At 69.1% G+C, this 17,569-nt stretch carries 15 protein-coding genes and 3 tRNA genes; 6 read left to right on the forward strand and 12 right to left on the reverse strand.

Features of this window, described 5'->3' with window-relative positions; translation table 11 throughout:
- Window positions 1–213 precede the first annotated feature (213 nt).
- Window positions 214–750, forward strand: coding sequence for a M23 family metallopeptidase (locus J9611_RS04150; protein ID WP_211877975.1), 537 nt, complete (start codon window positions 214–216; stop codon window positions 748–750).
- Window positions 751–817: 67 nt separating this feature from the next.
- Here the strand turns inward: J9611_RS04150 and J9611_RS04155 are convergent, their stop codons facing one another.
- From J9611_RS04155 to J9611_RS04180, 6 genes are all read right to left on the reverse strand, one after another.
- Complete coding sequence (locus tag J9611_RS04155; protein WP_211877976.1) at window positions 818–2,008, reverse strand: acyl-CoA dehydrogenase family protein; 1,191 nt, start codon at window positions 2,006–2,008, stop codon at window positions 818–820.
- A gap of 258 nt (window positions 2,009–2,266) precedes the next feature.
- Window positions 2,267–2,340: transfer RNA gene (locus J9611_RS04160), tRNA-Ile, on the reverse strand.
- A 161-nt stretch (window positions 2,341–2,501) separates the two neighbouring features.
- Window positions 2,502–3,698 (reverse strand): glycosyltransferase, encoded by a 1,197-nt coding sequence (locus tag J9611_RS04165; protein ID WP_211877977.1) that lies wholly within the window; start codon window positions 3,696–3,698, stop codon window positions 2,502–2,504.
- A 112-nt stretch (window positions 3,699–3,810) separates the two neighbouring features.
- Window positions 3,811–4,716 carry a DMT family transporter gene (locus J9611_RS04170; protein ID WP_211877978.1) on the reverse strand — a complete coding sequence of 302 codons (906 nt, stop codon included), beginning with the start codon at window positions 4,714–4,716 and terminating at the stop codon, window positions 3,811–3,813.
- Complete coding sequence (locus J9611_RS04175; RefSeq protein WP_211877979.1) at window positions 4,716–5,372, reverse strand: CDP-alcohol phosphatidyltransferase family protein; 657 nt, start codon at window positions 5,370–5,372, stop codon at window positions 4,716–4,718. The genes J9611_RS04170 and J9611_RS04175 overlap by 1 nt, the downstream gene beginning before the upstream one ends.
- A gap of 78 nt (window positions 5,373–5,450) precedes the next feature.
- Entirely contained in the window at window positions 5,451–6,341 is an 891-nt protein-coding gene (locus J9611_RS04180) for a phage holin family protein (protein WP_211877980.1), read from the reverse strand.
- A 195-nt stretch (window positions 6,342–6,536) separates the two neighbouring features.
- On the opposite strand from J9611_RS04180, the gene J9611_RS04185 reads away from it, so the two are divergent.
- Window positions 6,537–7,760: a multidrug effflux MFS transporter gene (locus J9611_RS04185; protein WP_211877981.1), complete on the forward strand. Its 1,224-nt coding sequence runs from the start codon at window positions 6,537–6,539 to the stop codon at window positions 7,758–7,760.
- Between the two features lie 257 nt (window positions 7,761–8,017).
- On the forward strand, window positions 8,018–8,425 hold the full coding sequence (locus J9611_RS04190; protein ID WP_211877982.1) for a hypothetical protein: 408 nt from the start codon (window positions 8,018–8,020) through the stop codon (window positions 8,423–8,425).
- A gap of 125 nt (window positions 8,426–8,550) precedes the next feature.
- Here J9611_RS04190 and J9611_RS04195 read toward each other — a convergent pair.
- The 6 genes from J9611_RS04195 to J9611_RS04220 form a co-directional block, all read right to left on the reverse strand.
- Window positions 8,551–8,623, reverse strand: a tRNA-Asn gene (locus J9611_RS04195).
- Between the two features lie 149 nt (window positions 8,624–8,772).
- A tRNA-Asn gene (locus J9611_RS04200) sits at window positions 8,773–8,845 on the reverse strand.
- Window positions 8,846–8,911: 66 nt separating this feature from the next.
- Window positions 8,912–10,792 (reverse strand): DNA primase, encoded by a 1,881-nt coding sequence (dnaG, locus tag J9611_RS04205; RefSeq protein WP_211877983.1) that lies wholly within the window; start codon window positions 10,790–10,792, stop codon window positions 8,912–8,914.
- A 52-nt stretch (window positions 10,793–10,844) separates the two neighbouring features.
- Window positions 10,845–12,134 carry a deoxyguanosinetriphosphate triphosphohydrolase gene (locus J9611_RS04210; RefSeq protein WP_211877984.1) on the reverse strand — a complete coding sequence of 430 codons (1,290 nt, stop codon included), beginning with the start codon at window positions 12,132–12,134 and terminating at the stop codon, window positions 10,845–10,847.
- Complete coding sequence (gene dusB, locus J9611_RS04215; protein ID WP_211877986.1) at window positions 12,127–13,305, reverse strand: tRNA dihydrouridine synthase DusB; 1,179 nt, start codon at window positions 13,303–13,305, stop codon at window positions 12,127–12,129. Before dusB ends, J9611_RS04210 begins: the two co-directional genes overlap by 8 nt.
- A gap of 64 nt (window positions 13,306–13,369) precedes the next feature.
- Entirely contained in the window at window positions 13,370–14,815 is a 1,446-nt protein-coding gene (locus J9611_RS04220) for a YibE/F family protein (RefSeq protein WP_246527373.1), read from the reverse strand.
- Between the two features lie 231 nt (window positions 14,816–15,046).
- On the opposite strand from J9611_RS04220, the gene J9611_RS04225 reads away from it, so the two are divergent.
- From J9611_RS04225 to J9611_RS04235, 3 genes are read left to right on the forward strand one after another with little or no spacing between them, the layout of a single operon-like run.
- Window positions 15,047–15,811, forward strand: a complete 765-nt coding sequence (locus J9611_RS04225) for an alpha/beta hydrolase (protein WP_372447758.1) — start codon at window positions 15,047–15,049, stop codon at window positions 15,809–15,811.
- A 27-nt stretch (window positions 15,812–15,838) separates the two neighbouring features.
- Window positions 15,839–16,639, forward strand: coding sequence for a DUF1295 domain-containing protein (locus J9611_RS04230; protein ID WP_211878075.1), 801 nt, complete (start codon window positions 15,839–15,841; stop codon window positions 16,637–16,639).
- A gap of 57 nt (window positions 16,640–16,696) precedes the next feature.
- Window positions 16,697–17,527 (forward strand): lysophospholipid acyltransferase family protein, encoded by an 831-nt coding sequence (locus tag J9611_RS04235; protein WP_211877988.1) that lies wholly within the window; start codon window positions 16,697–16,699, stop codon window positions 17,525–17,527.
- Window positions 17,528–17,569: the final 42 nt, after the last annotated feature.

Here is a 17,569-nt window from a genome sequence, read left to right on the forward strand (position 1 = left end):
GAGACGTACCGGCTTGGACAATCTGAATTGAACCTGGATTGAACCTGGATTGAACCTGGATTGAACAAGCATGAGGGCACAGCAAACTGCTCCATCTAGTGTACTACAGGGGGCCCGCCCGCCGGACCGCTTTCGGCAGGCTCCGGGGTGCCCTTTTCCACATGGCGCGTGCCGCTGCTTCCGCCGGCAGGCGGCGGGCGGCAGGCTGGCCGGATGAAGATCCCGGCGCTCCTCGCGGTCCTGTTCCTGGCCCTATCCCCCGTCGCGGCAGGCGCGGCCGGACCGGCGGGGGCAGCTGTGCCGGCACGGGCGGCAGTTCCCGCCGCGGCGGCATGGAGCTGGCCGCTGGATCCGCGCCCCGCCGTGCTGCGCACTTTCGATCCACCGCCCAAACCGTGGCTGAGCGGCCACCGGGGCGTGGACCTTCGGGCAGCGCACGACGGCGCCCCCGTCACCTCGCCGGCGGCCGGCACCGTGAGCTTCGTGGGCGTCGTCGTTGACCGGCCGGTCATCACCATCGATCACGGCAACGGGCTGAGGAGCAGTTTCGAACCCGTCCAGAGCGGACTCCTTCCCGGCGCGGCCGTCGCGAAGGGCGACATCCTGGGGTCGTCGCGCCCCGGACACTGCGGCCCGATTCCCTGCATCCACTGGGGTGTGCGCCGCGGCGGGGAGTACCTCAACCCGCTGGCGTTCGTGATGGACCTGCGGCCTTCCGTGCTGCTCCCCCTCGAGCCCGGACCGGGCTGACAGCGCACCCCCGCAGGCTGGCGCCTGGGCCTGCGGGCCCCGCCCCCGGAGCGCGGACAGCGGCCCGTCAGACGATGGCGGAGATGCCCGTGATGGCCCGTCCGGTGACGAGGGTGTTGATCTCGTGCGTGCCCTCATAGGAGTAGATGGCTTCCGCGTCGGCGAAGACCTTGGCCATCTCGTAGTCCGTCACGATCCCGTTGCCGCCGAGGATGCCGCGGCCCAGGGCCACGCTCTCCCGCATCCGGGCGGTGGTGAAGGCCTTGGCCAGGGCGGACTGCTCGTCCCTGGCCTGGCCGGCGTCCTCCAGCTGGGACAGGCGCACCATCATGCCCATGGAGCTGACGGCGTTGCCGAGGATCTGCACCAGCTGGTGCTGGACCAGCTGGAAGGAGGCGATGGGGCGTCCGAACTGGCTGCGCTCCACGGCGTAGCGGCGGGCGACGTCGAACGCGGCGAGCTGCTGGCCCACGGCCTGCCAGGCGACCGCGAGCCGGGTGACCTTGAGGACCTTGTTGGTGTCCCGGAAGCTGTTGGCATGGGCGAGCTTGAAGAAGTCCGGCACCACGACGTTTTCCAGCCTGATGTCCGCGTTCTGCACGGTGCGCAGCGAGATCTTGTTCCCGATCTTCGTGGCGCTGTACCCCTCGGTCCTGGTGTCCACGAGAAAGCCCTTGACCTGGTTGTCGGCCAGGTCCCGGGCGTAGATGACCACCCAGTCGGAGAAGGTGGCGTTGCCGATCCAGCGCTTGGCGCCGTTGAGGATCCAGTCGCCGCCCTCACGGCGCGCGGTGGTCCGGGTTCCGCCCGCGACATCGGAGCCGCCGAGGGGTTCGGTCAGGCCGAAGGCGCCGATCTTCTTCAGCGAGTAGATGTCCGGCAGCCAGGCATCCTGCTGCTCCTGGGAGGCGAGGGCCTCGATCGAGCCCGTGAAGAGTCCGTCGTGGACACCCATGAAGGTGGCGATCGAGGTGTCCGCGCGGGTTGCTTCGGCGTGCAGGATTCCGGCGAAGAGGTTGGAGTAGCCCTGCCTCCTGACCGGGCTGACCAGATCGATCTCGGCCAGCTTCGGGATGAGCTCCATCGGGAATTCCCCGCGGTTCCAGCAGTCGACGGCGATCGGCTTGACCTCGCGGGCCAGGAACTCCCGGACTTCCGCCAGACGGTCCTGCTCCTTGCCGCTGAGCAGCTGCTCGAAGGCGAAGAAGTCGCCATCGGCGTACGGGAGGTTGTTGATGTCGGTTTCAGCTTTGGACATGGGATTCCTTCACTCGTGATCAGCGGCGACCAAAAGGACGCCGGCTTCGCGCCGGCGTGATGTTACTGATCAGTAACTTACCGCAGGGTGCTGCGCCCCGCAAGTAATGCCTGGCCGGTGAAGAGACGGGAAGGCACGCAGCAGCAGCTGATCGGGGCGGGAGGGGACGGGCAGACAGAAGGAGCCGGGCCGACGTCGGACATCGGCCACGGCTCCCGTGGCTGCGGGTCCCGGATCGGGACGTGCCGCAGAAAAAGGTAGGGCTACTCGGACTTGAACCGAGGACCTTAGGATTATGAGTCCCGCGCTCTAACCAGCTGAGCTATAGCCCCCCGCGCCCGGAAACCGTTGCGGCCCGTGCGGGGCCGGACTGCTTCCGGGCAAAAACACTCTAACAATAGTAGTCGTCCATGACGTGCAAGCGGCCGTGCCCCGCGGCTTTACCACGCAGCCTTTACCGCGCGGCTTGCTACGCAGCCTTGCTGGGCAGGGGTCAGACGACGAGGTCGTCGTAGCTGGCGCCGCGGTAGATATCCTCGAAGGTCTGCAGGGTGCGTTCGAGGCTGTGGCTCTCCACGATGCCCCGGCTTCCCTTGCCCATGGCCTCGAGTTCGCCGGCCGGAAGGGTGAGCACCCGGACCATTTTGGCGGCCAGGTCGTCGCTGTCGTTGGGGGTGAACAGATAGCCGTTCTCGCCGTCGCGCACCAGATGCGGCAGTGCCATGGCGTCCGCCAGCAGCACCGGCGTGGAGGCGGACATCGCCTCCAGGGTGACCAGTGACTGGAGTTCGGCCGTGCCGGGCATGCAGAACAGGTCGGCCGCGAGGTAGGCCCTGCGGAGCTCGGCGTCGCTGGCCAGGCCCAGGAACTTGATCCGGTCCTGCAGGCCGAGCCGGGCAACCCGCGCCTCGAGGGCAGGCCGGACTTCGCCGCCGCCGATGATCTCGAGGTGGATGTCCAGGTCCGCGGGGGTCTTGGAGACGGCGTCGATCAGCACGTCGACGTGTTTTTCCTCGGCGAGCCGGCCGACGAACAGCACGGTGGGGCTGGCGTGCCGCTCAACCGTCTCGCCGGGCCTGGGCTCGTAGGCCGCGGCGTCGATGCCGTTGGAGAGGGGAAGGACCTTTCGCAGGAAGGCGTGCTGGTGCATGGCCTTGGCGGCCAGCGGCGTGGGGGTGGTCACGACGTCGGCCTGGCCCATGACCTTGCCCATGTCCTTCCAGGAAATGCGGCCCACGATGTCCTTGAACCACTGCGGGAAGGGCAGGAAGGGGTTCAGGTTCTCCGGCATGAAGTGGTTGGTGGCGACCACCCTGATGCCGCGTTTCACGGCCTCGTACAGGACGTGCTCGCCGATCATGTAGTGGCTCTGGATGTGCACCACGTCCGGCCGCACCCGGTCGAAGAGCAAGCTGATTTCCTTCTTGATCTCCCACGGAAAAGTGACCCGGAAGTATTCGTGCGTCGGCACTGAGTGGGAGCGGATCCGGTGCACCGTGGCTTCGTCGCGGAACTCGCTGAAGCTCGGGCCCTTGCTCGGACGGCAGGCCAGGACGTGCACGTCGTGTCCGCGGGCGGTCATTCCCCCGGCGAGCCGGTAGCCGAACATGGCGGCGCCGTTGAGGTGGGGCGGGTACGTGTCCGCGGCAATCAGGATCGTCAGCGGTTTCTGGTTGTCAGGCATGGTCACGTGGGAAGCTCCTGGTAGTCACGATGCGGGCAGCTGGGTCTCTGGTCGCCTGCCGGCCGTCGGCGCAAGGCGCCGGGCCTGCTGCTGTACTGCTGAAGTCTGAACAGATGCCCTAGGTCACCCGGCCCGCGGCCTTCCGGGCGTCCTTCTTTCGCTTGATGACCTCGGGGTGGTGTCTGGAAAGGGCTATCACTCCCACGATAGCAAGGGTTGCGGCCGTCCCCATCGCAACCGCCGTCACGGCGTGGACGTCGGGACGCAGTTCGCCGAGGATCGTGATGCCGATCGCGATGCCCACGATCGGGTCAATCACGGTCAGCCCGGCAATCACCAGGTCCGGAGGGCCGCCGGAGTAGGCGCTCTGGACGAACCACGATCCGAGTCCGCCCGCGGCCGCGATGGCGACCACCGAATACCACTGAACGTTCAGCAGGCCCAGCCCGTTCGGATCCAGCAGGTGCTTGCCGATAATGCGGGTCAGGACGGCCACGAAGCCGAACAGCACACCCGCGCCGAGGATGTAGATGAAGGCACTCACGCGGTGCTTGAAGAGCACGGCGAGCGTGCCGAAGAGGCCGACGGCAAGGGCCAGCAGGAGCACAACGGTCAGCTCGTCCGAGTAGCTGACGTGACGGTTTTCCTGCGTCGCGGTGATGGCCAGCACCACGAACAGCGCGGATCCGGTGACGCAGGCGGAGATGGCCACGACCGTGGCCCGGTTGATGCTCAGCCCCTGGTCCTTGGCGTTGACGATTGTGGTGATGACGAGCGCGATCGCCCCGATCGGCTGGACCACGGTGAGCGGCGCCGTGACCAGCGCGACGGCGTTCATCGCCATCCCGGCCGCCAGCAGCAGCAGCCCCAGGACCCAGCGGGGGTTGCGGACCAGCCGCAGCAGGCCGTGGCTGCTGAGCGCCAGCCCGCCGGTGTCGGCCTTGACGGCGCTGCCCTGGCGCTGGGCTCCGATGGCCAGGAAAAAGGCGCCAAGGACCGCCAGCAGTACCGCAAGCCAGACCATCAGCCGAGGCCGCCGTCGTCGTCGTCGTCTTCAAGCTTTTCAAGCTGATTGAGCTGATTGAGCGTTTTGCCTTTGCGGATGATGGCCCGGAAATAGTTGTAGCCCGCGATCCAGTGCCCCACGAGGCCCAGGCCCAGGAAGGTCCAGGCGACCACGACGTAGGCCTCCGTCCCCGGAACGGGCAGCTTGGACAGCACCAGCAGCGGCGTTCCGACCAGCAGCAGCGCCGTCCGGATCTTGCCGACGCGGCTCACCGGCAGGTCGGGGTGGCCGCGGAAGTAGTACAGCGACAATGCGAGCAGGATGGCGTCCGGTACCAGCAGCGCGGCCAGGTACCACCACGCGACGACGCCCGCGATCACGAGCGTCACGGCGACGGCGATCAGCGAGAGCCGGTCCGCGATCGGATCCATGACCCGGCCGAGGTTGGACATCTGGTTGAAGCGGCGGGCGATGTAGCCGTCCACCCAGTCGGTGCCCGCCATGATGACCAGGACCAGGGCGCCGTAGCCGTATTCCTTCGGCCCCAGGACGAGCCAGATGAAGAGCGGGACACCGAGGAAGCGGACCACGGTCAGGATGTTGGGGAGCGTGAAGACCGTGTCGCGGTGCACCAGTGGCTGGCCCGGTCTGGCACCAGCGCCGATGAACTTCATCCGTTCCCCCCTTTCCATGGCCGGCAACGATTGAGCGCGGGAGTTCACAACGATTGTGCGCGGGAGCTCGGCGGGTGCCTAGCCCTTGACCAGCCTGCGCAGCAGGTACACCAGCGCCGCCGTCGAGGCGGTGAGCGCGGCGAGCGGCTTCCAGCGCCGGCTGAGCTTTTCGGCGATTCCTGCGGGGTTGGCGGTGCTTGCCGTCCCGGCGGAGCTCCGGGCTTTGCTGGCGGCGGTGCTGCGGAAGCCGGCGACCTTGCCGCTGAGCTGCTCCTTGCCGTCCTCCAGGCGGACCTGGGCTGCGGCCAGCAGGGCCTGGGCCTGGGGCTTGACGTCGAGCTCCGCATCGAGCTCATCCCGCACCCCGGTGAGGTGGGTGCGGCGCTGATCCAGGCGGCGCCGGAGTTCGGCTTCGCTCGGCGGCGGCCCGAACTCCGGCCGGGCAGCGGCTTTGGCTGCCTTTTCGGCCTTCGCCTTGGCGGCGGCCTCGGCTTTGGCGGCCTTGTCGGCCTTGTACTGCGCGGAATCGGGGTCCAGGACCGCGGCGTCGAAGGCGGAACCTTCCTTGACGATGCCAAGGTCGTACTTGAGGCCGCGGAGCGTCTCCTCGGGGACCAGCGGCATGACCTTCTTGAACTTCCGGTATCCCACGAGGGCGACGATCAGGGCAATGACGAGGAACACGCCGCAGACCAGGAGGGCCGCGAGCCACGCCGGCATGATCGTGGCCAGACCCATGATGGCGGCAACGATGAGACCGGTCACGAGGAAGGCGATGAACACCAGGGCGACGGCGAAGAAGGCGGCGGCAACACCGAGCTGGATGCCCTTGCGCTTGATTTCGATCTTGGCGAGGGCAATCTCGTCATTGAGCTGCCGTGGCACCAGCTTGAAGATCAGTTTCAGGGTCCTGGGCAGCGCGGAAATGCGCGGCCTGCCGTTTGTCCCGCCGCTGTGACGCCCGCTCATCGGTCCCGCCTAACTGGTTCCATCTGTCATTCCGTGTCCACGGATTGGCCGGGTCTGTGCTGTTTCGCACGCACCTCGGTGTCAAAAGTACCATTCAGGGTCCGGGCCGGGCTTTGGCGGCGGGGTGTGGCGCCGGCCGGCCCCGGCCCAGCCCCGGCCCGGTGGAGGGGCGGCCTGGCCCTAGGATTGACCTCTGTGACCACACCCGCGAATCCCGGCGATTCCCTGAGCCGCCGCCGCAAGCTCCTGTACATTCTGATGCTCGGCGCCCTGACCGCTCTCGGGCCCTTCACCGTGGACCTCTACCTGCCGGCGTTTCCGGCCCTGGAAGCAAGCCTCGGCGTCTCTCCGGCGGCCGTGCAGCTCACGCTCACCGGAACCACGCTCGGCTTCGCACTCGGACAGCTCGTGGTGGGCCCGCTGAGCGACAAGTTCGGCCGGCGGACGCCGCTGATCCTGGCGACGGCGGTGCACATCGCCGCGTCCCTGGGTGCCGCCCTGTCCACGGATATCGCCACGCTGGGCCTGTTCCGGGTCCTGATGGGCATCGGCGCCGCGGGCGGCGGCGTCGTGGCCATGGCCATGGTCCGGGACCTGTTCAGCGGCTACGCCATGGTGCGGATGTTTTCCAGGATGGCCCTGGTGAATGGCCTGGCCCCGATCGTGGCGCCGGTGATCGGCTCCCAGTTGCTCCTGTGGATGGCCTGGCCCGGCATCTTCGTCTTCCTGGCCGGCTACGGATCGTGCGTCATCATCGCGGCAGTCTTTGTCGTGCGGGAGACCCTGCCGCGGGAACTGCGCGGGAAGACCGGGATGACGGCGCGCCAGCGGTATCAGGTGCTGTTTGCCGACAGGATCTTCGTTGGCCTGTTGCTGCTGGGCGGAATGAACTTCGCCGGACTCTTCACCTATCTGTCGGCCTCGCCCTTCCTGTTCCAGGGCGTCTACGGCTTCACCCCGCAGCAGTACGGCCTGCTCTTCGGCGTCAACTCGCTCGGCATCGTCGCCGGCGTCCAGACCAGTTCCAGGCTCATCCGGCGCGTCCCGCCCCAGTGGATCCTGGCCTGCTCCACGGCCTGGATGTTCGTGATGGCCGTACTGATTGTCATCTTCGACCGGCTGGGCTTCGGGCTGTGGGGGGTGTTGGTGCCGCTCTGGTTCTACATCATGGGCGCCGGCTTCACGTTCCCGACCGTCCAGGTGCTGGCCCTGGCCAAGCACGGCGCCCAGGCCGGAACCGCGGCCTCCCTGCTCGGCGCCGCGACGTTCCTGATGGCGGGGCTCATCTCGCCCGTGGTCGGCTGGCTCGGCATCGGATCCGCCACGCCCATGGGCGCCGTCCAGGCCGCCTGCATCCTGGTCGCCGCCGCAGCCCTGTGGCTCATCGTCCGGCCCCGCACCGTCCCCTCGATCCAGTAGCTGCGCCTCGCGCCAACCCCGGCGTGGGACATGGCCGGATCCAGGGGCATGTCCGGTGGCTGGGCCGGCGTCTGGCTACTCCCACGGGAGGGCATGTCCCGTCCTCAGGCGCAGGAACGGGCATGACGGGAATATGTCCACGCGCCAACCCCGGCGATGGGCATGTCCGGCCCGGCGTGGGACATGTCCAGATCCGGGGGATGTCCTGTGGTCCGGCTGCCCTGTTCCCGATCCACGGCTGGCGATAAAGTTGCTGTATGTCCGCCTGGCGGGACCCTCCACCCCTACCGGCCGCGTGGCAGCGTTACGACTCCGCGATCCTGCCTCTGTGGTGGGAGCGGTTGTGCAGCCAGACCAGCCCGCAGTCGGCGGCCTTATATGCGGGAGGCCTGTTCACGGAGGACCGGCGCCGTCCGATCGCCCAGTGGCACAACCGGGCGCACGACTCGGCTCTGCTGGTCGCGCCCGAGACCTCTCCGGAATGGCCGGTCCAGCGGTTCGGCATTTTCTATGCCCCGCCCGGCGGCGGCTTCACCCGGGTGCATTCGGCTCCGCACGAGTGGCATCCGCGTGAGCCCCGGCAGTCCCCCACCGAGAATGAGGCGTTCCTGGCCGCCGTGGCCGAGGCCGAGCGCTTCCTCCACGTCGAGATGGACTTCGTCTGAGGCCTCCGAGCCTGAGGCCCCCTGGACTGAGGAATCCGCACGCGGAAGCTTCCGCGCACGAAACACGCGAGAGCGCATAAAAAAGGTCCCGCAGCCGGTGAACAACCGGCTGCGGGACCTGTCCGCTCCTCCTGCTGGACTTGAACCAGCAACCCTTCGATTAACAGTCGAATGCTCTGCCAATTGAGCTAAGGAGGAATGAAGCAGGTATGACCTTAGCAAACGTTTCGCCACATAGGAAATCGGCGGCCCCCCCGTTCAGGGGGAGTTCAGGCGGAACACAACAGATACCCCCAGAGGGTATGAAAAAAGTCCCCGTCCCGGTGACCCGGAACGGGGACTGCGCGCTCCTCCTGCTGGACTTGAACCAGCAACCCTTCGATTAACAGTCGAATGCTCTGCCAATTGAGCTAAGGAGGAATGAAGCGGCTATAAGCCTAGCAAACACCCGCCCGGGAAGCGAAATTGACCCCCGGAAGCGGATCCTCAGGCGTCCGAACGCAGCGCCCGGCGCTCCATCTCCAGCTGCATCAGCTCCCGGTTCAGCCGCTGGAACTCCTCCGGATCGGCCGAGGCATCCAGCCGCTGCAGCTGGCCCATCTTGTCCGCCTTGACCCTGGTGATCTGCAGCTCGAACAGCCGCGCCAGGATGTCCCGGCAGTACCGCAGCACGCCGTCGGCGGTGTTGGCCGGCAGCGGCACGACGGCGAGTTCGGACACGAGCGGCCGCAGCGGCTCGGGGACCTCCTGCAGGACCTGCTCGACCCAGCCCACCGGATTCCCGGCGAGGCCGAGGCCGGTGGCCCGGATGGCCTCGTGGATGGCGAGGTAGGCCGGCGTCGAGAAGCGCGCCCCGGAGAAACGCTGCCACGTCTCGCCTTCCAGCAGCGATGGTTCCTGGAGGGCAACCTCGAGCGCCTGGCGCTCCATCGCCGCTACCGGGTCCCGGGGATCGGGCCGGTTGAAGGACGGCAGGGCGGGCGACGGCGGCAAGGGTGCCACTCCCGGTGCGGATCCCCCGGCGGCTCCCGGCCGGACGGCGCGCTTCGCGGCCGCGCCGACGGCCCGGCTGACCTCCTCGACGGGCATTCCCAGCCACCCGGCCAGCTCGCGGGCGTAGCCCGGACGGATGCCCGCATCGCGGATCTGCGCCACGACGGGAGCGGATTCCCGCAGGGCTGCAATCCGGCCCTCGACGGTGTCCAGGTTGTGGCGCTTCAGGGCGGCGCGGATCGCAAATTCAAACAGCGGGCGGCGGGTGCTGATCAGGTCCCGGACCGCGGAATCGCCCTTGGCCTGGCGGAGGTCGCAGGGGTCGGCACCGTTGGGTTCGACGGCGACGTAGGTCTGTGCCACGAAGCGCTGGTCCTCCTCGAAGGCGCGCAGCGCCGCCTTCTGGCCGGCGGCGTCGCCGTCGAACGTGAAGATGACCTCTCCGCCGCTGCCGTCGTCGGACAGCAGCCGGCGGGCGATCTTGATGTGCTCGGTGCCGAAGGCGGTGCCGCAGGTCGCGACCGCCGTCGTGATACCGGCCAGGTGGCAGGCCATGACGTCGGTGTAGCCCTCCACCACCACGAGCTGGCGTTCCCTGGCGATGTTCCGCTTGGCGAGATCGATCCCGTACAGGACCTGGGACTTTTTGTAGAGCGCGGTCTCCGGGGTGTTGAGGTACTTGGGGCCCTGGTCGTCCTCGTAGAGCTTGCGGGCGCCGAAGCCGATCGTGTCCCCGGCGATGTCCCGGATGGGCCAGACCAGCCGGCCCCGGAAGCGGTCATAGATCCCACGGCCGCCTTCGGAAAACAGCCCCGTCAGCTTCAGCTCGGGGTCCGTGTAGCCGCGGCCGCGGAGGTGCTTGAGGAGGGAGTCCCAGCCCTGCGGGGCGTAGCCGACGCCGAACTGTTCGGACGCGGAGCGGTCGAAGCCGCGGCCGTGCAGGAAGTTGCGGCCCTCCGCGGCCGCCGGGGCCAGCAACTGGGCACGGAAGAATTCGTCGGCCACCTTGTGGGCGTCCAGCAGCCGCTGGCGACGGCCGATCTCGTCCCGGTTGGGGCCCGAGCCGCCGTCCTCGTAGCGGAGTTCGAAGCCGATCCTGGACGCCAGTTTCTCCACCGCCTCCTGGAACGAGGTGTGGTCCAGTTTCTGCACGAAGGAGATGACGTCGCCGTCCTCGCCGCAGCCGAAGCAGTGGTACCGGCCCGCCTGCGGGCGGACCGTGAAGGACGGCGAGCGCTCGTCGTGGAAGGGACACAGGCCCTTGAAGGATCCCAGCCCCGCGCCCTTGAGGGTCACGTAGCCGTCGACGACTTCCTTGATGTCCGTGCGCTGGCGTACTTCGTCGATATCTTCGCGTTTGATCAGGCCGGCCACAGTGCCATCCTAGTGCCGGGGTACGACGCCGAGGGTCCGGACATGGCGTCGGTCACCAGAGCGACGGCAGGCTGCCGACGAGCCGTTCGTACAGGGCCAGCGCGGAGCCGTCGGTGAGCGAGGCGACCTGGTCGATCACGACGCGCAGCCGCGCGCCGTCGTCCCCGGCGTCCCGCCAGTCCGCGGCGAACATCGGCTCCAGGTGGCGGTCCCCGGTGGCGTTCAGGGCGGTGACCAGTGCATGCAGGACCTCGCGCTGGCGTTCGTAGATGGGCTGCCGGTGTTCGGTGGTCATCACGAAGGTGGTGGCCAGGCCCTTCATCACGGCGATTTCCATCACGGTCTCTTCCGGGACGATCAGCTCCGCGTGGTAGCGCGTGAGGTTCTCCGGTCCGTAGACGGCGCGGGTGGCCTCCAGGGCGCTCTGGCAGAACCGTCCGATGAGCTGGCTGGTCATGTCCTTGAGCGCGGCCATGGACTTGCGGCTGCCGTCCGCCTCGCGCACCCACACCCTGGTGGCCTCCAGCCGGGCCAGGGCGGCGTCGATCGCGGCGGGATCATGGTGCGGCAGGTACCACTGCTTGGCGTAGCCCACGACGCGGGCGCGGTGGTCCGGGTTGTCCATCCAGCGCAGCTGGAAGTGGCCGGCGACGATGGCGTCCTCGACGTCGTGCACGGAATAGGAGATGTCGTCCGCGAGGTCCATGACCTGCGCTTCGAGGCAGGACCGGCGTTCCGGGGCGCCCTCCCGGATCCAGCCGAAGATCGGCAGATCGTCCTCGTAGGCGCCGAACTTGCTGGTCCGCCGCCCGTTGATGACGGGGGCGTCCTGGGCCGTCCACGGGTACTTCGCGGCGGCGTCGAGGCTGGCGCGGGTCAGGTTCAGCCCGGCCGGGCGCCCGTCCGGGGCCAGGACCTTGGGTTCGAGCCGGGTGAGCAGGCGCAGGGTCTGGGCGTTGCCTTCGAAGCCGCCGATCGCGTGCGCGACCTCGTTCAGGGCCGACTCGCCGTTGTGCCCGAAGGGCGGATGGCCGAGGTCATGGCTCAGGCAGGCGGTGTCCACGACGTCGGGGTCGCAGCCCAGGGCGTGGCCCAGCTCCCGGCCCACCTGCGCCACTTCGAGGCTGTGGGTGAGCCGGGTGCGGACGAAGTCGTCGGTGTCCGGCGCCACCACCTGGGTCTTGGCCCCGAGCCGGCGCAGGGCCGAGGAGTGCAGAACCCGGGCCCGGTCCCGTTCGAAGTCAGAGCGGTAGGTGGACTTGGGCGGCTCCTCCACCCAGCGGGCGGAATCGCGTGCCACGTAGCCGTCCAGCACCGGCGCGGTGGTCCTGGTCTCAGCCACCGGAAACGTCCAGTTCGGCGTGGCAGATCTCGCGTGACTGCTCGGCGTCCATCGTGCGGTCCAGCAGCCAGTCCTTGGGCAGCGCGGGCTTCTTGGGCGAGCCGGCCCGGCCCCGGGGGCCCTCGGCGTCGGTCCCGGGATACGGCGAATCCAGGTCCAGCTGGTCCAGCGTCCCGCGCAGCACCTCAAGGCTCGTCACGAGCGCCAGCCTGGTCCGCAGTTCGCTGCCCACGACGTAGCCCTTGAAGTACCAGGCGATGTGCTTGCGGATCTCGCGCAGGGCCTTGCCCTCGTCGCCGAAGGTTTCGACCATGAGTTCGGCGTGCCGGTAGACGCTCTCGGCCACCTTGCGGAGGTCCGGCTTGTGCCGGACGTCGCTGCCTTCGAAGGCCGCCATGAGGTCCCCGAACAGCCACGGCCGGCCCTGGCAGCCGCGCCCCACCACGACGCCGTCCACCCCGGTTTCGCGGACCATCCGGACCGCGTCCTCCGCGGACCAGATGTCGCCGTTGCCGAGCACCGGGATGTCCGGCAGGGCTTCGCGCAGCCGGGCGATGGCGGACCAGTCGGCCTGGCCGGAATAGAACTGGGCGGCGGTGCGGCCGTGGAGCGCGACGGCGGCCACGCCGGAGTCGCGGGCGATCCGGCCGGCGTCGAGGTACGTCAGGTGGTCCTCGTCGATGCCCTTGCGCATCTTGATGGTCAGCGGGATATTGCCCCGGGAGGCTTCCTTGACCGCGGTCCGGACGATCGAGGTGAAGAGGTCGGTCTTCCACGGCAGGGCCGAGCCGCCGCCGCGCCGGGTCACCTTGGGAACGGGGCAGCCGAAGTTGAGGTCGATGTGGTCCGCACGGTCCTCCTCGACGAGCATCCGCACGGCCGCACCGACGGTCACCGGGTCCACGCCGTAGAGCTGGACGGAGCGGACCTTTTCGTCGTCGTCGTGCGCGATGATCCGCAGCGATTCCGGCGTGCGTTCCACCAGCGCGCGCGAGGTCACCATCTCCGCGACGTACAGGCCGCCGCCGTATTCGCGGCAGAGCCTGCGGAAGGCGGAGTTGGTGATGCCCGCCATGGGAGCCAGGATCACGGGGGTGTCCACCGTGAGGGGGCCCAGCTTCAGGGGCGGGAGTTCCAGCTTGGGGGCGGGAGGCGTTGCTACAACAGTCACCCGACCATTGTCTCAAAGCCGGGCAAATCGGCCGGATCCGGGCCGGCTATGTGGATAAGCGGGCTCAGTCCCGGGCTGCGGCCCGGCGGCCGCGGCGCGTTTCGGGCACCGTTTCGAACTCGCCGACAGGGCCAACCTCGCGGTCGGTGACGCCGACGGCGTCGTCCGGCGCCTGAGGCGCGACCCGCCCGGCAGCGCCGATGCGGTCGGCTGTGTTAATGCGGGCTCCGACGGTGCCGGCTTTGATCCCGGTGGCCTTGACCACGAGCACGGCGATCAGGGTGGTCACGGGGATCGCCAGGACCAGTCCGATGGAGCCGACGAGCGTGCGGATCACTTCCTCGGACAGTTCGGCGCTGGTGAGGGCGTCGCCCAGGGGCCGCTCGTAAAGCATCACGATGATCAGGACGGGCAGGGCCGCGCCGGCGTAGGCGAAGGCGATGGTGTAGACGGTGGAGGCGATGTGGTCCCGGCCGATCCGCATGGCGGAGGTGAAGAGCTTGCGGGCGGACGTCTCCGGGGCGAGTTCCCACAGTTCCCAGACGGCGGAGGACTGCGTGATGGTGACGTCGTTGAGGACACCCAGCCCGGAAATGATGAGCCCGCACAGGATGATGCCGGAGATGGAGATGTGGTCCGAGATGTTGGTGAGCGTGGCGGCGTCGTGGCTGCCCACCCCGGCGAGATTGGCGGCGTCGGTGGCCCAGGCCGCCAGCAGCGAGGTGATGCCGAGGCCGAACATGGTGCCCAGCAGCGCCGTCGACGTCCTGGCGGAGAAGCCGTGGGCGAAGTACAGCACCCCGATCATGATCACCGTGGACCCCACGAGCGCCAGGAGCAGCGGCGGTTTCCCTTCGACCAGGCCGGGGAGCATGAAGGAGACCAGCACGGCGTAGGCCCCCAACAGGCCGATCAGGGCCCGCAGCCCCCGCCAGCGCGCCACCGCGATCACGACGACGGCGTAGAGCACCGCCAGGAAGATGATGGGCAGCGTGCGGACGAAATCGACGAAGACGTAGGCGGGTGAACCCTGGGCGGAGGCGCCCTGGACCGCGGAGAGATTCAGGTAGCGGATGTTGTCGCCGGGCTTGACCCCGTGGGACTTGGCGACGTCGGGGTTGATGACCACCTTGACCGGGTTGCCGCCCTTGTCCGGCTGTGTGTAGGCGAAGGTGCACTGCGAGCCCTGCGGCGCGGACTGGCCCTCCGGGGCGCCTTGTCCTGAGCCTGGCTGGGAGCCTGGCTGCGGGCCGTCAGTGCAGCTGCCCGCCACGACCCGCTGGATCTTGCCGGTGTCGAACGTGACCCCGGGAGCCGCCGCGTACGGGCTGGCCAGCGTGATGCCCTCCTTGCTGCCCGAGGGCCACATCATGACCATGGCCGCAAGCGTCAGGAGCGCCAGCGGGACCAGGACGGCGGCCAGGATCCAGTTGGCCTTTTTCCGTGCGGCGCGCGCCTGGGGCGTCGGCTCAGCATGTTCCGTGGGGGCATGTGAATGTCCGGCGCCCATCAGCAGTTCAACCTCATGCCATGCCACTTTACGGCGTGCGCGGAGTCCTGGCGGACGGATGAAGCCCCGCAGCCCGGGGCCATCGGTGCGGCCGTCGGCTCCGAATGGCCAATGGAAGGTCCTTCGGAGCCCGGGGATTATTCCTGCCGCCGGTTCCTGGACCCCGTCCGGGCCTTGAACTGTCGGCGCGGCAACCTAGGCTTGGTAATTGACGGATGGGAGGACACCGGCGTGGCCATACGCAAACTCGACGACCGCGAACATGTTGTGCCCGGGGCGGGGCCGGCGGCGAAGGCCGTGCTGAGCATCGCCGAGGCGGCCGGGGACACCCGCGGCGTCGCCCTGGTCCTGCACGGCGGGCGGGCGGACAGCTACGATGCGGTCCGCGCCCGGAGCCTGAGTCCGGCCCGGATGTTGCCGTTCGTACAGGCCCTCCGGGATCAGGGCGGCCCTCACGGCCTGGCCGTATGGAACCTCCGCAACCGGTACCGGGGGTGGAACGGGGAGGACATGTCCCCTGTCCGGGACGCCCGGTGGGCACTCGCGCACATCGGCCGTGAGCATCCGGGCGTGCCCGTCTATCTCCTCGGCCACTCGATGGGCGGGCTGACGGCCCTGTGCGTCGCGGACCACCCGCAGGTGGAGGCCGTGGTGGCCCTCGCCCCCTGGCTGAACGGGGCCACCCCGGTGGACCCGGTCGCCGGCCGGCGGATCCTGATCGTGCACGGCACCGAGGACCACTGGACCAGCCCGGCCAATTCGCTGGCCTACGCCCGGCGGGCAGAAGGCGTCGCCGGATCCGTGGACTATGTCGCGCTCAAGGGTGCCGGTCACTTCATGCTCCGCCGCCTGGGGCTGTGGAACGCGCTCGCGAACGGATTCATCCTCGATGCCTTCGCGGCCGGCACCGGAACCGGAACCGGGATGGAGCGCAACACCCAGGCCCTCCGCCGGCTCCTTCCCGCGGCCGGAGCCGGCCTTCCGGTGGTGCTGTGATGGTGGTGCTGTGATGGTGGTGCTGTGATGCCGCAATTTCCGCTCGGCGCCTTCCTCGCCAGCCTTCCCTGGGTGGCCGCGGCGCTCGCGGTCCTGCTGGCGCTGACTTTCGCTGTCGCCGTACGGCGGAGCCGCCATTCGGTGATGGACACGGTGTGGGGGCCCGGTTTCGTGGTGGTGGCCGCGCTCTCGTGGCTGCTCTCGGCAGGCCACGGCGACGGCGGACGCCGCCTGCTGCTCCTGGCCCTGGTGGCGGTGTGGGGCCTCCGGCTGGCCGCGCACATCGGGGTCCGGGCACACGGCGGGCACGAGGATCCGCGGTATGTGGACATGCTCTCCGCCGCGCCCGGCTCCCGGAACGTCTACGCGCTGCGCCGGGTATACCTGCCGCAGGGCGTGGTCCTGTTCTTCGTCTCGCTCACCGTGCAGGTCGGCATGTTCAGCACCGGGACGCCCGGCTGGCTGGCGCTGGCCGGGGTCCTGCTGTGGATCCTCGGCTTCGTCTTCGAGACGGCCGGCGACTGGCAGCTGACACGGTTCAAGGCCGACCCGTCCAGGCGCGGGACCGTGCTCGACACCGGGCTCTGGCGCTACACCCGCCACCCCAACTACTTCGGCGACGCCGCCGTCTGGGCGGGTCTGTTCCTCGTGGCCGCCGATTCCTGGCCCGGCGTCCTGACCGTCCTCTCCCCTGCGCTGATGATCTGGACCCTCGCCGGCAAGACCGGGAAACCCCTGGCGGAGCAGGCCATGTCCGCCCGCCCCGGGTACAAGGAGTACATCGCGGCCACCTCGGGCTTCATCCCGTGGCCGCCCCGCCGCACCTGAAGGCCGGCACCCGCGGGGCACCCCACTTTTCCAGGTTCATCCAGCAGGAGGCACACCATGGCCTGGCGGCCCAAGCCCAGCGACTGCTTCTACCGCTTCATCGTCCGCACCGGCCTGGCGCTGCGCTGGCTCCTGGGCATCCAGATCATCATCACCGGCCGGGAGCATCTCCCGGCGCCGGAACCGCGCCGTGTTTCCCCCGGCGGATCCTCCCGGCGCGTCACCCCGGGAACGGGGGCGGTCGTGGCGATCACCCACTTCGGTTACTTCGACTTCGCCTTCGGCGAGCTGCTGCTGTGGCGGAACAACCGGGCCCAGTTGCGGTTCCTGATCACCCAGGGCGCCGCGGACCACTGGTTCGCCGGGCCGGCCATCAGCGCCGCGGGACAGGTGGTGGTGGGGTACGGGTCGGGATCGCACGCGTACGACGAGGCCGTCGCCAGGCTCCGTGCCGGCGAGTACATCGCCATCCTTCCGGAGGCGGGCGTCAGCCGCAGCTTCCGGGTCCGGGAATGCAAGACCGGCGCCGTGCGGATGGCCGCCGAGGCGGGCGTGCCGATCATTCCCGTCTCGGTCTGGGGCGCGCACCGGCTGATGACACGGCACCACGGCTTCTCCCCTCGCCGGGCCTGGCGTGCCCCGGTCCGGATCCATGTGGGCGAGCCCCTGCTCCCGGATCCGGCCGCGGATGTGCCGGCCGCCGCGGCAAGGCTGCGCGAGGTGCTCCAGGCCGGCATCGACGCCGGGATCGCGGACTTCCCCCTCAAGCCGGCCCCCGGCGACTGGTGGATGCCGGCGGACCTCGGCGGCGGGGCACCCACCGAGGAGCAGCGGCGCAAGCTGGACGAGGCGGAGGGCCCGCGGCGCCCGGGCGGCTGGCGCCGGTAAGCCGGAGCCGCCGTCGTCGTCCCGGCACTGGAGGCCCGTTAA

This window comes from Pseudarthrobacter albicanus (assembly GCF_018224015.1).
GTDB lineage: Bacteria > Actinomycetota > Actinomycetes > Actinomycetales > Micrococcaceae > Arthrobacter > Arthrobacter albicanus.